Genomic DNA, 13403 nt, shown 5'->3' on the forward strand with positions numbered 1-13403 from the left:
TGGTCGTTCCGCTCGGGTTCAATGGAATCCGCCGGCCAGTCTTAAGGCTGATGCGGCATACGTGATATGACGATCAGGCACAATCACCGTGGCTTCGAACGGTCGGGTCCCTCGGTATTTGTTCCGCCGATCGCGGCCAGTGAGCAAAGCGGAGCATCGTTCCACTGACATTCTCAGGGGTGGCCCGCTGATGCGAACACTGGAGCCTAAAGGCCTGACCCTGCCCTGCTGGGCTCGCCGACCGTTACGGCATCCATTCAGGCGAGCCCGTTGAACGAGGGGTGCGCAGGTGAACGGGGCGGTGACGGTTGTGTCGGTGACGGTCTCCATCGAGTCTTCCACTGGACGTTCGAGCGAGTTGCTGTTGCAGGCCTCGTTTGCCTACGCAGTCTTCGGCCACAATCTCACAAGGGTCAGCGCCGTCGCCGGTTGAACCGCCACCGCCGGGCACCATCACATCCAACCGAAGCTCCACCCCAGCCGACATCGGCACCCGTTATCTTTTTTACGTCAAAGCATTCAGAGCATCAGGAAATGCGAGGCCCGGCTGTAATGTGGACGGCTCCGCCAATCGCAACGCCGATCCGGCCGGTTGCGGCGACGACGGGCTGATCGCTGTCAGGCTTCGTGCTTGTCGGCAGCGTATTGAGAGCGATCCTGCAGGTTTCTCAAATACACCGGAGTAGCGATGTCTTCATCGATCTCTACCTGCATTCGGTAACAGGCGCCGCGCACCTGAGCGTCGTCCAAGTATTTGTGGATTTCACGCATCACGTCCTGCCGCAGATCTTCCGCGGTGTCGGGATCAGAGAGTTCGCCAAAGAACACCAGGTCGGTGACCGACTCGCCGGTGCGGTGACGTGCGGATGTCTCGCTGGTGGCGGTCGAGGTCGCGGCGGTTTCTACCCGTCCCAAAGACATCACCGACGCAGTTCCTGACTCGCGCCACCATGTCAGAGCGGACCAGACTGCGTCCATCGCTGCACTCCGCGATGGGGCAGGCGGCAGATCAGCGCGCACCGACACGAGGTAAGGCGCGCGCCCGGTGATCCAGGAGTAGCCAGGCTCGATTGCGCATCGAAAGAAGTTCAGATAGGCAGCCGAGACTTTGACTGTCCAGGGCGTCGGCGCGTTCAGTCGTCGAAGGTACTCAGAGGAGGTCAGTACTGAGGTCCCCTTGAGATCGAGAACGCTGCAATACTCTTCCCCTCCGTCGCTGATACGAAGATAGCGGCGCGCACGGGTGATGCCAGGAATCGTCACGCGCTCGGGCAAATGTTGTGAGGTATGCCAGCGCTCGAACTCATCGGCCATCTCCGGCGCGAGGTCATGCCAGATTGCCAGCATCGCTGAGTGGGCGGCGGGCGTCGCAGAGCCGTTGTCAGTCTTCTTCATCAGGGATTCCTTTCGCGACGCATGGGGTTGACACGCGTCTGCCTCGTCGGACATTGGCCATGCTCAGTCGACCGGCGGCGGTCCCGGAGCGATCAGGCGGTCTTCCCATGGATCCTTGTCTCGGGGGTAGGCCACGATGATGAACTTCAGAGGCTCGGTCCCGGTGTTGACGATGCCGTGGCCAACCCCCGGTGGCACCCACAGCAGGCTGCCAGGCCCGATACGGGACACCTCGTCACCGATGCGCGCTTTTCCATGTCCTGAGATCACATAGAAGATCTCTTCTGCCTCGCGATGGCGGTGCAGCTCAACATAGGCGCCGGGCTCATACGACGAGACATCGAAGTTCAGCTGCGCTCGATAGTCGTTCTCGCCGACCTCTCCTCGGGCGACCAGGGTCTTGGCGAGCGCTTGGCCGATGTGGCCCGGTGGGTTCTCCCACAGGTAGTCGAGTTCGTTGCGGATGAACATCAAGATCCTCCCTCGCGGTCTGGGATTGACAATGTACCAAAGTGGACCCAAGCTCTAAAGTGCCACGGTGATCCAACTTGAAACGGAGTTCCAAAATGCTCGCGCTAGCTCATCTCAGTCTTCTGATGGACGGACCGCCGGATGTTGCCAGGGCGGCGGCGGCCAACGGCTTCACACACATCGGGGTTCGGGTGTTGCCCGCGACGCCGTCGGAGCGGCGCTATCCGCTCGCACCTGGTTCGCCGTTCCTTCGAGAGACTCAGCAAGTTCTCGCAGACCAGGGAGTGGGTGTACTCGATATCGAGGCGCTCAACCTCAACGGGTTCATCACCAGGGACGAATGGCTACCCCAGCTCGAGGTTGGGGCAGAACTCGGGGCATCGGTCCTGAACATCATCGGGTCCGACCCTGATCGCGCGAGGCTGACCGCAACCTTCGCTCGGCTCGCGGCCGATGCAGAGGAGCACGGCATCGTCGCGTCGCTGGAGCCGATCTCCTATCAGCCGCTGGATCGGCTCGAGGATGCGCAGGCCATCATCCACGAGGTCGGTCGAGGCGGCATCATGCTCGATGTTTTGCACTTCACTCGAGCGGGACATCGTCCAGAAGATATAGACAGGATCGATCCAGCCTTGTTCACGGTCATCCAGGTGTGCGACGGTCCTGCACGAGTTCCGCGGATGATGTCGGTTGATCCTGCCGATGTCCCGATGAATCAAAGCGTCGACGGTTCGGATCGCGAACAGGAGGCGCGCCTCAAGCGGCTGATCCCAGGGCAGGGGGAATTTCGTATTGCGGAGATTCTCCAGCGGGTGCCGGTCTCGGTTCCGATTTCTATCGAGGTTCCCGACCCCGTCCGAGCCAAGCAACTCGGCAGTAACGGGTGGGTCGCCGAGCTGGCAGCTGCCGGCATGACAGTGGCCCGGCGTCGAGCCGAGCAAGGACAAGACCTAGCAAACAAGGAGTAGAACACCATGACGGACAAGTCACTCAGCGGTCGAGTCGCCTTCGTGACAGGAGCGGCACGCGGCCAGGGCCGCAGCCACGCGGTACGACTCGCTCAAGCCGGCGCAGACATCATCGCAGTGGACATCTGCGCGCCGATCGACAGCATCAGTCGCTATCCGCACGCGACTGCCGCAGATCTTGCCGAGACCGAGCGCCTGGTCAAGGAGGCGGGCAAGCAGATCATCGCTCGTACAGCGGATGTCAGAGACCAGGGGCGTCTTCGCGAAGTCCTCGACGAGGCGCATAACGTATATGGGCGGCTGGACATCGTCTGTGCAAATGCCGGGATTTTCGACTTCGCACCCGCGCTGGAACAGTCTGACCTTCATTGGCAGACGATGATAGATATCAACCTCACTGGCGTGTGGAATACCTGCAAGGCAGCTCTCCCGTTCATGCGGAAAGGCGGTCGTGGCGGGTCGATCATCATCACGAGCTCAACGGCCGGAACCAAGGGGAATATCAACACTTTGAGCTACAACGCCAGCAAACATGGCGTTGTCGGCTTGATGCGGACCCTGGCAAACGAGTTCGGGGGAGAGGGGATCCGAGTCAACACGATCCATCCCTGCGCCGTCGATACACCGATGATCATGAACACCACGACGTTTGGCTTGTTTGAACCCGAGAACCCAACGCCGACACGGGAATCTGCTGCACCCAGGTTTGCCGCGACGACCGTCTTGCCAGTCCCGTGGATCGCAGTCGAGGACGTCACCAATGCAGTTCTCTGGCTGGCCAGTGATGAGGCGCGGTTTGTGACGGGGGCGACGATCCCGATCGATGCAGGATTCGTGATCAAGTGAGCAGAGAAGGAGTCGGGCCGGAGTCTGTGGGCGACGTATTCCGCGAAGGCACCCCGACCACCCCAGTTCATAGGGAGCTGTGCTGTGGGTGAGGCGCTCAGGGTGGGAGTATGTGGGGTGGGCACGATCGGGCGCACACATCTCGAGTTGTTAGCGGCTTCACCGCGGTGGCATCTGGCTGCGATTGCTGATCCCGCACCAATCGCTGGGCCGATCGCCGCGAGATACGGGGTTCCTCACTTCGAGAACCAGGATGAGATGCTCGATCGAGCAGCGCTCGATGCGGTGGTGCTCGCCGTGCCGAACCAGTTTCACTTGTCGGCCGCACTCTCGTGCATAGATCGCGATGTTCCCGCCCTCATCGAAAAGCCGCTCGCAGACAACCTGGAAGCGGCGGCCAGCATCGTGGCGGCTGCCGAAAGTCGTAATGCGAGGCTGCTCGTCGGGCATCACCGCCGCCACACTCCCCAGATGCTGGCTGGGCGCGAGTTGGTGCAGGACGGGGAACTCGGTCGGATAGTGGCGATGAGCGGGCTTTGGTTTTCCCGGAAGCCCGACAGCTACTTCGATCCACTGTGGCGGCGACAAACAGGTGGTGGGCCCTTTCTCATCAACCTGATCCACGAGATCGATTGTCTGCGGTTCCTGGCTGGCGACATCGAGTCCGTACAGGCGGTCGCGACAAATCGAACTCGGGGATTCGATGTGGAGGACACTGGTGGGGTCTTGATGAACTTTGAATCGGGTGCCATCGGCAGCTTTGCGATCAGCGACGCCGTTCCCTCGCCCTGGCAGTGGGATGTCGCGTCCGGGCAGGGAGCGGGCTTCCCGTACATCTACGGTGATACCTACTTTATCGGCGGCACGAAAGCATCGCTCGGGCTGCCTTCGATGCGGATGCACTGGCATGCAGAGGGCGAGGATTGGCGTAGCCCGCTCCTGACGATGACGAAGCCGACCAGCCGTCGAGATTGCTATGCCGCTCAGTTGGATCACTTCTCAGAGGTCGTCCAGGGGCGCGCCGAGCCAGTGTGCTCTGCACGGGACGCATTCGCCACACTAGCGACGACTCTCGCCGCGGACACGGCCGCCAGCAATGGTCGAGCAGTCGCAGTGCAGCGTGCCTAGCCATGACCTCGCATGTGGCCCACCTCATTCCTCGAGAGTGAGCTAGCAGCACTCTCGGCCCAGGGACAGCGGAATTCTCGGTAGGTCTTGACTGCCCCGTTGGCCGAGGTACTATTTTGAAACGCAGTTCCAACTTGCAACATCGCACCAGGAGTGTTATCAGCCCATGGAGCAAGCTTCCAGTCAGCCGACCCTCATCGCCGAGCCGGATTCAACGTCTGAAGGAGCAGAGGTCCTCGTCGAGCTCCGTGACGTGGAGAAGCACTTCGGTGGTGTTGCGGCACTGAGCAGAATCACCTTCGACGTCCGCGAGGGCGAGGTGCACGCCCTCGTGGGCGAGAACGGTGCAGGTAAAAGCACCCTTATGAAAATCCTGAACGGTGTGTATTTTCCCGACGCAGGTGAAATCTACGTGCAGGGGCAGTCGCAAAAGCTCACCTCTCCCCGCGATGCCGAAGCGCTTGGACTCGCCTTGGTGCCTCAGGAGCTCGAGCTGTTCCCCGATCTGCCGGTCTACGAGAACCTCTTCGTCGGTCGCGGTCGGCCGCGAACTCGCACGGGAGGCATCGACGTCCGGTCGATGCAGCGAACGGCTCGAGACCTCTTCCGTAGCCTTGCGCATCCGATCGATGTGAAGAGGGCAGCGCGCCATATCTCGGTCGCTGATCAGCAGATGGTCACCATCGCACGTGCGCTGATAAACAACGCACGCGTCCTCGTACTCGACGAACCGACCGCTGCGCTGAGCGATCGTGAGGTTGCTCGTCTGTTCGAGGTGTTGAAAGACCTCCGGTCGCGTGGTGTCGGCATGGTTTACATCAGCCACCGTATGGACGAGATCGACGAACTCGCCGATCGCATCACAGTGATCCGCGATGGCCAGCATGTCCTGACCGCCTCCGCTGGCGGCATCAGTCGTTCGGAAATCATCACGGCAATGGTCGGCCGCCCTCTGACTCAACTGTTCACGCGCGATGCTGCAGAGCAGGGCGCGGTCAAGCTCAAAGTTGACGGCCTCGGACGGCGCGGGGAGTTCTCCGACATCTCGTTCGCCGTGCGCGCGGGAGAAGTTCTCGGGTTCGCCGGCCTCGTCGGGGCAGGGCGCACCGAGCTCGCCCATGTGTTGTTCGGCCTGGCCAAGCCAGATCACGGCGTAATCGAGGTCAACGGCGCGGTTTGCCGGGTCAGAAGCCCGGCTAGGGCACAGCAACTCGGCATTGGGCTGGTACCGGAGGAGCGCCGCGCCCAGGCACTGCTCTTGTCGGTATCGATCGCCCGAAACATCACGCTCGCCTCGATGTCCCTGCTTACGCGAATCGGCTTCGTCAACACACGAGCGGAAAGAAGACTGAGTTCACGGCTGTTCGAATCGCTCGGTGTCCGGGGTGGTGAACTCGATAAGCCAGTGGGCCTTCTCTCCGGAGGGAACCAGCAGAAAGTCGTCCTAGCCAAAGCCCTGGCTCGGCAGCCGGAGGTGCTCATCTTGGATGAGCCTACGCGCGGCGTCGACGTGGGTGCCAAACAGGAAATTTACCGACTCATCGATGAGCTCGCCAACAGTGGAAGCGCTATAATATTGATTTCTTCAGAACTAGACGAGGTCTTGGCCCTCTCCGATCGGATACTAGTCATGCGGGAGGGGCACCTGGCGGAGGAATTCTCTGCCGCCGATGCCACCCGCGAATCACTTATCGCAGCAGCCGCCGGTGCAGCTGGCTCTGCTCCAATGTCGACGAAAAGTGCCAGCGTCGACATGTCAGGAGGTGTCAGGTGACGACAATGGCTGTCAGGCCGGGCGAAAAGACATCGTCCGCCCGGCAATTTGCGCTACGATTTCTCCTGCGGAATGAGAGTGCGGCGGTTGGGTTTCTGGTAATCCTTGTAATCATATTCGGCGTGGGTGCCAACCGGTTTATCACACTGGGTAACCTGGGCAACATTCTCGAGCAGGTTTCGATTATCGGAATTATCGCACTCGGTGCGAACCAAGTAATTCTTGCCAGCGAGATAGATATTTCCGTGGGGTCGGGCCTCGCAATCACCACATCGATCGTGGCAACTGCGGTAGCCAAACACAATGCAAACCTCGCCGTAGTCGTTGTGCTCGCAATTGTTGTCGGCGCAGCGATTGGTGCAGTATCGGGCCTCCTTGTTGTTCGCGCGCGAATACCTTCCATCATTGTTACCCTGGGTATGCTCAACGCACTTCGCGGGATCAACAACTTGATCAACCCGGTTGGTGTACCGAATGTCCCCAATCAAATCCGGGTCTTTGGGCACGGCCACTTCCTGGGCATCAGTAATTCGGTACTGGTTTTTATTGCGTGCTGTATTGTAGCGTTGCTCATTGAACGTAATACAAACTGGGGGCGTAACGTCGCCGCCGTTGGCGGAAATACGTCCGCTGCTCGTCTTGTCGGTCTCAACGCTAGGCGGATCACCCTTCTCGCGTTCGTTTTCGGCGGCATCTGCGTAGGTATCGGATCCTTGGTGTACATCGGCCAACTCGGTGCAGTGCAGCCGGCTGCGGGAACTGGGTTGGAGCTGCAGGTGATTGCTGCGGTGGTAGTGGGCGGAACCAGTATCAGTGGAGGGCGTGGCTCGATATTTTCGGCGATCGCCGGTGCGCTCGTGCTCGGCGTCATCCTAAACGGCGCCAATCTACTCGGGCTGGAAGAGCGATGGCAGAACGTATTTGTCGGGGTGACGATCCTCCTCGCAGTAGGTATCGATTATGCGCGGCAGCGCCTCGTGGAAAGACTAATGACATGACTCTAACTCGTAGTATCGCAGAAAAACCGTGGACCCGAGTCAGCCGATTGCGGCCAGGACGGGTGGCGGTACTCGCGGTCATCTTTGTGGCGCTGATCGTGGTGATGTCGCTGCTGTCTCCTCTATTCCTTACTCTTTCCAACCTTCTCGACACATCGCGCTACTTCGTCGAGACGGGACTGATCGCGGTCGGTATGACATTCGTGATCATCAACGGCGGAATCGATCTGTCGGTGGGGTCAATATTGGCACTGAGCTCGGTCAGCTTGGGATTCAGCTATCAGAGTGGCCTGCCGTTGCCACTCGCGGTGATTCTCGCGGTTATCGTCGGAGCTGCATGCGGAACGTTAAACGGTATCCTTACCACGTCGTGGAAGATCCACCCCCTTGCGATCACCGTCGGCACGATGGCGCTATTCCGGGGAATCGCCGAGGCGGTCAGCAACCAACAGGCGGTATCCAGCTTCCCGGCGTGGTTCGGGGTATTCGGTCAAGGTGCCGTCGGACTCGTCCCCAACCAGCTTTTCGTGTTCGTCGTCGTAGTGGCAATTGGCGGCTTATTGCTGAACAGAAGCCGGTTCGGACGCTACACCTACGCCATCGGTCTGAACGATGTTGTCGCCCGCTTCTCCGGTATTCCGGTTCGTTCGCAGCTAATCAAAGTATATGCGCTGACCGGTGCGCTTGCTGGCCTGGCGGCCGTGATCTACACCTCACGTGTAGCCAGCGCCCGGTCTGATGCCGGCATGGGCCTCGAACTGAGTGTCATCGCTGCGGTCGTACTCGGAGGTGCCAGTGTCCGAGGTGGCGTAGGCACTATTTCCGGCACCGTGCTCGGATTGCTCATCATCTCGGCGCTGAATCAAGGACTTCTCCTCACATCTATCGACGCCAACTGGATTCTGGTCGTTATCGGAGCCGTCATGGTGCTCGGCGTGTTCTTTAATGAGTTCTTCCGTGACCGAGTCAAAAACTAATTGTTCGGATGAAAATCTTCGAGTTGGCATCCGCTCGGCGCGACAGCCCGTAGCGCCAAATGAAAGGTAGTACCATGTTATCGATGAAAAAGCGGCTGCTGCTCGCTGTAAGCAGCGTGGTTGCGCTGATCGCCGTCACGGCATGCAGCGCCACAGCGCCTTCTACTACATCAGGTACTTATCGTGCCGATAAGGGGTGCAAGGTTGGTTTGTTGCCGAAGACCACCGCTGACCCGAACTTCCAGGCGATCGCCAAGGGCGGCAGCCAGGCTGCTGACCAGCTCGGGTACCATTTCGAGTTCAATGGGCCGACGACTCTGGACTCCGCGGGGCAAATCCAGTTCATCGAGCAATGGACTCGTCAGAAGTACTGCGGCATCACAATTTCTGCCAATGACCCGAATGCTTTGCTTCCCGCGATTTCGGTTGCTCAGAAAGCCGGTGTAGCGGTTACAACCTTCGACTCCGCAGTCAATTCTAAGGATGTGATCCATCTCGCGCCGTTCTCCGCGCAGGGCATGGGCGAAACGCTAGCTGACGAAATCATTAATTTGACCTCGCCATCTGCCAAGATTTATATCTTGACATCATCCATGACAGCACCCAACCAATTGTCATGGATCGATGTCATAAAGAAGGTAATGGCCCAGAAGTACCCGCAGGCTGTTATCCAGACCATCCAGCCTGGAGAAGGCGATACGCAGAAGTCGTACAACACGGCCAAGGCGTGGCTGCAGGCGAACCCGGATACCAGCGGAGTCCTGGCGCTGGACGGAAATGCCCTGCAAGGAGCATCCCAGGCGATTCAGTCTCTCGGACTGACCGGCAAGGTCAAACTCACCGGCGTCGGTGTCCCCAGCCAGAACCGAACTGCTCTCCTCGATGGGATCGCGTCCTCCTTCTTCCTGTACGACTCGCCGAATATTGGAGTCGCCGCAGTGCAGTTGCTCGGTCAGGTGATGGCGGGCAAGGTGAAGCCCGGTTCGGCCAGCGTGAACCTGGGAAGTCTTGGAACACGGAACTTCACCGATCAGAAGACAGTTTTGTACGGCCCTCCACAGAAATTCACGAAGGACAATGTCGACAACTTCCATTTCTGATCCCAACGGTCGAGCTACTTCTAGCCCAGTCGCCGGAGATTGATAATGCGAGGAGGCGGATTCGATGCCTGAATTTATAGAATCTGGAAGCCTGCGGCAGGTAGGAAGATCAGACGTCTACTTGCCGCCGTTGATCCTCGGATCGGGCCCGCTGGGTGGTCTCTTCAGTGAGGTGGATAAATTCTCGGCCTTGGAGACCTTCGACACGGCCGTGAGACTTGGGATCACAGCCTTTGATACCGCGCCCTTCTACGGACATGGGCTGAGCGAACAACGCCTGGGTTTCTTTCTGGAATCGAACTCCAAAGTTGTTCCAACCGTATCGACAAAAGTGGGGAAGCTGCTGCGACCCGGCTATCCGCCTCAAGCAGATTCTCCTTGGGCAAAGCCGGGTGACTTCGGTATCGACTTCGATTACACCCGATCTGGTGTGCGGCTATCCCTGGAGGCCAGCAGTCAGCGGATGCTGCGAGCGTATATCGATATCGCACTGGTCCACGACATTGATATACGGACGCATGGCGAAAGCTTCGAGGAGCGCCTCGAAGAGGTGACGAGCGAAGCCCTCCCGGCCCTGCGTGAGTTGGTCCAGGAGGGACGCGTCGGCGCCGTCGGGATAGGCCTGAACGAAACCGGTCCTGCGCTCAGGGTCCTGGAGCGCAGTGATCTCGATTGCATTCTTCTTGCGGGGCGGTATACGCTGCTGGATCAGCAGCCTATAGAGACGCTCATCCCCATGTGCCGTGACCGCGGCGTTACGATCATTGCCGGTGGGGTTTTGGCGAGTGGCATTCTTGCCACTGGTCCGCGGGAAGACGCGAGATACGACTATAAATTGGCTCCGGCCGACGTTTCGCGTCGCACCGCCGCCTTGCAGGCTGTAGTGCGAGAGTATGACGTACCCCTGGGCGCGGCTGCCTTGCAGTTCGTCATTGCGGAGCCCGTCATCTCATCTCTGTGTCTCGGTGTTCGCAACCCGACCGAACTCAGACAACTTGTTGATTGGTGCGCCGTGAAGATCCCTGATGAGCTTTGGGAAACGCTACGCGATAAGGAATTGATCGATGAGCGTGCTCACACGCCCACTGCTACGGGGAACCGGCTTGAATTATATGGAAGGTTGTGATCGTGATGAATGATGTAGCGAAGCATCACCACCTGATTCCGGGCGGTGCCGGGAGAACGGAGGATACCCCGGTCTTCGAGCGACGATCGCCAATAAACGGCGAGCTCGTCGCCACCGTCACGTTGGGGAACCGCTCGGATGTCGGCCGTGCGATTGAGATCGCACGCGCGGAGTTCGACAGCGGCGAATGGCCGCGCCTCTCCGGCGCTGGACGCGCCCGGGTCCTGCTGCGGTGGGCCGAATTGATCGCCTCCGATAGGCGGTCCCTCGCAGAGATCGAGGTCGCTGAGGTCGGCAAGCCGATCCGATCCGCCGCAGGCGACGTGGATGCGATGATTTCACTGATCGAACGAGCTGCATATGCCGGCTCGGAACTTCACGGCGCCGCTTACGACGACATGGGCGATGACGACTTCGCGTTCACGCGCCGAGAGCCCGTCGGCGTTGTCGGTGCGATCGTTCCGTGGAACTATCCAGGCGTCTTATTCGTCCAAAAGGCTGCATTCGCGCTCGCCGCAGGCTGTACCGTTGTGGCGAAGCCGAGCGAGTACACCACTGGCTCTGCACTGCGGCTTTCCGAACTAGCGTACGAGGCCGGTGTGCCGAGGACTGCGCTGCTCGTAGTAACAGGATTGGGCGAGGACGTTGGAGCCCCTTTGGCCGAATCGGACAATGTGGACCTCCTGACCTTTACCGGCTCAACACGAACAGCACTTCGGCTGGCAGGTACCTCCCGGCGGTTCCCGCAACGTCAGCATTTCGAACTCGGAGGTAAGGGTGCCACCATTGTTTTTGAGGATGCGGACATTGCCGCAGCCGTAGACGGCGCGCTTTTCGGATTCTGCATCAACCAAGGCGAGACGTGCACAGCCGGAACGCGGCTAATTGTCCATGAGGATATCGCGGATGAATTTGTTGTCCGACTCAATGCGGCTGCTTCAAGATTGAAAGTCGGCGACCCTTGGGATAATGATACCGATCTCGGTCCGCTGATCCATGACGAACATCGACGCACTGTCATGAAGCGTGTCCAGGACGCAAAGGAGGCAGGGGCTACCGTACTCTGCTCAGGGCCCGATGTGAGCGACATGAAAGGTGCTTTTGTATGGCCTACCATCATCCGCGGTGCCGGTGTCGATAGCCCGGTATTCCAGGAAGAAATTTTCGGTCCAGTCCTCGTGGTCGAAACCTTCGCCGATACCGATGAGGCAATCTCGATTGCAAATTCGACCGTATATGGTCTAGCGGATAGCGTCTGGACGCGCGACTATCGGAGGGCGCTTACTGTCGCTCGTCGCCTGAGAAGCGGAATGGTCTGGATCAATGACGTTCAGGCGGATCGAGCACTCCTTCCCTTCGGCGGGCGCAAGGCCAGCGGTTTCGGTCGCGAAAAGGGAACGCTCGGCGTCGAGGAGTTTACCGAGTTGAAGACAGTGACGCTTCGAATCGGTCCCTCGAAAGATCGATACCCGTCCTCGAATGAGGGCCTGGTCGTAGACCCTAACCTCTGAGGGCCTTCATGACCGGTACGAGGCGTCGCCGGTTCTGAGTTCGCGGGAGCCCTAGCGACAGAGAACGTGCGCGAAGCCCGTTATGAGGGGCGGGCTTCGCGCAACGTCGGTGCTCGCCGCGGCGCCTGTGCTGGGACCGACCGTCAAGTAGTCCTACGTATGTTTGTGTGACCTCTGCCTGGCCTGTGGTGCTCGTCTCCTGGCGGGTTGTCGCAGTGTCCACGGATACGCGTTAGACTGAAGTGGATCGTTGTTTCATCATAGAATATCGTTCCGATTTTGGAGGTGCGTGTCACAGTGGCCGTCGGAGTCAGCCGTGCGATGGAGATCATCGAACTTCTCGCCAATCAGACCGACGGGCTCGGGCTTGCTGGCATCGCCGAGGCCGTTGAACTTCCGAAGAGCGCCGCGCACAGGATTCTGGCCGATCTGATCGCCAGTGGCTATGCGCGCCAGGCGGAGCCGAATGGGCAATATGTATTGACCTTGAAGTTCGACACGCTCGGTGTGCGACACCTGGCGCGAAACGGCCTTGTGCAGCTGTCTCGTCCGTTGCTTGCGGACCTCGCTCGCAAAGCCGGCGCCCTCGTTCGTCTGTCCTTGATCGAGGGCGACGACCTCCGGTTCGTGAGCCAGTTCCAGGGTGCAGCCGCTGGTCTGCGTTATGACCCGGACGCTGGAACCGTTGCGCGTTTATCCTGCTCGGCATCGGGAATGGCATGGATGTCGCAACTGCCTGAAGACGAGGCTTTGGAGAGAATCTATCGGCAGGGCATCGGAACTCCCGAGGAGTTCGGGCCGAATGCGCCGACCAAATTGGAGGAGATCAGGGCCCTGTTGGACGAAACACGTGCGCGAGGGTGGGCAACAGTCGACGAAACGTACGCTGTAGGAACGGCCGCGCTTGCTGCTCCAATCGTGGATGCGGAGAGTGGAAGGCCCGTAGGGGTTACCAGCATAGCCGGTCCGCACGTTCTACTGACCGAGCCTCGGCGTTATGAATTGTCATCAGATCTGCTCGAGGTGGTCTCAAGCTTGTCGTATCTGGCGTTTGAAGGCACGCAGTCCGTAATCGCCTGAACGTAATCTCGTGCTCGAAATCGTCGCTC

At 59.6% G+C, this 13403-nt stretch carries 12 protein-coding genes; 10 read left to right on the forward strand and 2 right to left on the reverse strand.

Annotated elements, in window-relative coordinates:
- Nucleotides 1-618: 618 nt before the first annotated feature.
- Nucleotides 619-1395, reverse strand: a complete 777-nt coding sequence (locus AC5WS7_RS38980; RefSeq protein ID WP_495959678.1) for a hypothetical protein — start codon at nucleotides 1393-1395, stop codon at nucleotides 619-621.
- 63 nt (nucleotides 1396-1458) lie between these two features.
- A complete protein-coding gene (locus tag AC5WS7_RS38985) occupies nucleotides 1459-1866 on the reverse strand; it encodes a cupin domain-containing protein (protein WP_495959679.1) in 408 nt (135 codons plus the stop codon).
- 95 nt (nucleotides 1867-1961) lie between these two features.
- Between AC5WS7_RS38985 and AC5WS7_RS38990 the strand changes: the two genes are divergently transcribed.
- From AC5WS7_RS38990 to AC5WS7_RS39035, 10 genes are all read left to right on the forward strand, one after another.
- Nucleotides 1962-2834, forward strand: a complete 873-nt coding sequence (locus AC5WS7_RS38990) for a sugar phosphate isomerase/epimerase family protein (RefSeq protein WP_495959680.1) — start codon at nucleotides 1962-1964, stop codon at nucleotides 2832-2834.
- 6 nt (nucleotides 2835-2840) lie between these two features.
- Nucleotides 2841-3680 (forward strand): mycofactocin-coupled SDR family oxidoreductase, encoded by an 840-nt coding sequence (locus AC5WS7_RS38995; RefSeq protein ID WP_495959681.1) that lies wholly within the window; start codon nucleotides 2841-2843, stop codon nucleotides 3678-3680.
- A 102-nt stretch (nucleotides 3681-3782) separates the two neighbouring features.
- Complete coding sequence (locus AC5WS7_RS39000; protein ID WP_495959710.1) at nucleotides 3783-4808, forward strand: Gfo/Idh/MocA family protein; 1026 nt, start codon at nucleotides 3783-3785, stop codon at nucleotides 4806-4808.
- Nucleotides 4809-4974: 166 nt separating this feature from the next.
- Nucleotides 4975-6582, forward strand: coding sequence for a sugar ABC transporter ATP-binding protein (locus AC5WS7_RS39005; RefSeq protein ID WP_495959682.1), 1608 nt, complete (start codon nucleotides 4975-4977; stop codon nucleotides 6580-6582).
- A gap of 5 nt (nucleotides 6583-6587) precedes the next feature.
- Entirely contained in the window at nucleotides 6588-7580 is a 993-nt protein-coding gene (locus AC5WS7_RS39010) for an ABC transporter permease (RefSeq protein WP_495959711.1), read from the forward strand.
- Nucleotides 7581-7642: 62 nt separating this feature from the next.
- Nucleotides 7643-8557, forward strand: coding sequence for an ABC transporter permease (locus AC5WS7_RS39015; RefSeq protein ID WP_495959683.1), 915 nt, complete (start codon nucleotides 7643-7645; stop codon nucleotides 8555-8557).
- Between the two features lie 83 nt (nucleotides 8558-8640).
- A complete protein-coding gene (locus AC5WS7_RS39020; RefSeq protein ID WP_495959684.1) occupies nucleotides 8641-9657 on the forward strand; it encodes a substrate-binding domain-containing protein in 1017 nt (338 codons plus the stop codon).
- Between the two features lie 64 nt (nucleotides 9658-9721).
- On the forward strand, nucleotides 9722-10783 hold the full coding sequence (locus tag AC5WS7_RS39025; RefSeq protein WP_495959685.1) for an aldo/keto reductase: 1062 nt from the start codon (nucleotides 9722-9724) through the stop codon (nucleotides 10781-10783).
- 5 nt (nucleotides 10784-10788) lie between these two features.
- Nucleotides 10789-12294, forward strand: coding sequence for an aldehyde dehydrogenase family protein (locus AC5WS7_RS39030; RefSeq protein WP_495959712.1), 1506 nt, complete (start codon nucleotides 10789-10791; stop codon nucleotides 12292-12294).
- Between the two features lie 321 nt (nucleotides 12295-12615).
- Nucleotides 12616-13374, forward strand: coding sequence for an IclR family transcriptional regulator (locus tag AC5WS7_RS39035; RefSeq protein ID WP_495959686.1), 759 nt, complete (start codon nucleotides 12616-12618; stop codon nucleotides 13372-13374).
- Nucleotides 13375-13403: the final 29 nt, after the last annotated feature.

The organism is Nocardia sp. PLKS1-43 (genome assembly GCF_059510335.1).

Coding starts and splice junctions, on each gene's coding strand:
- AC5WS7_RS39005 (WP_495959682.1), top strand. CDS start 4,975: ATGGAGCAAGCTTCCAGTCAGCCGACCCTCATCGCCGAGCCGGATTCA.
- AC5WS7_RS38995 (WP_495959681.1), top strand. CDS start 2,841: ATGACGGACAAGTCACTCAGCGGTCGAGTCGCCTTCGTGACAGGAGCG.
- AC5WS7_RS39030 (WP_495959712.1), top strand. CDS start 10,789: ATGAATGATGTAGCGAAGCATCACCACCTGATTCCGGGCGGTGCCGGG.
- AC5WS7_RS38990 (WP_495959680.1), top strand. CDS start 1,962: ATGCTCGCGCTAGCTCATCTCAGTCTTCTGATGGACGGACCGCCGGAT.
- AC5WS7_RS39035 (WP_495959686.1), top strand. CDS start 12,616: ATGGAGATCATCGAACTTCTCGCCAATCAGACCGACGGGCTCGGGCTT.
- AC5WS7_RS38985 (WP_495959679.1), bottom strand. CDS start 1,866: ATGTTCATCCGCAACGAACTCGACTACCTGTGGGAGAACCCACCGGGC.
- AC5WS7_RS39025 (WP_495959685.1), top strand. CDS start 9,722: ATGCCTGAATTTATAGAATCTGGAAGCCTGCGGCAGGTAGGAAGATCA.
- AC5WS7_RS38980 (WP_495959678.1), bottom strand. CDS start 1,395: ATGAAGAAGACTGACAACGGCTCTGCGACGCCCGCCGCCCACTCAGCG.
- AC5WS7_RS39020 (WP_495959684.1), top strand. CDS start 8,641: ATGAAAAAGCGGCTGCTGCTCGCTGTAAGCAGCGTGGTTGCGCTGATC.
- AC5WS7_RS39010 (WP_495959711.1), top strand. CDS start 6,588: ATGGCTGTCAGGCCGGGCGAAAAGACATCGTCCGCCCGGCAATTTGCG.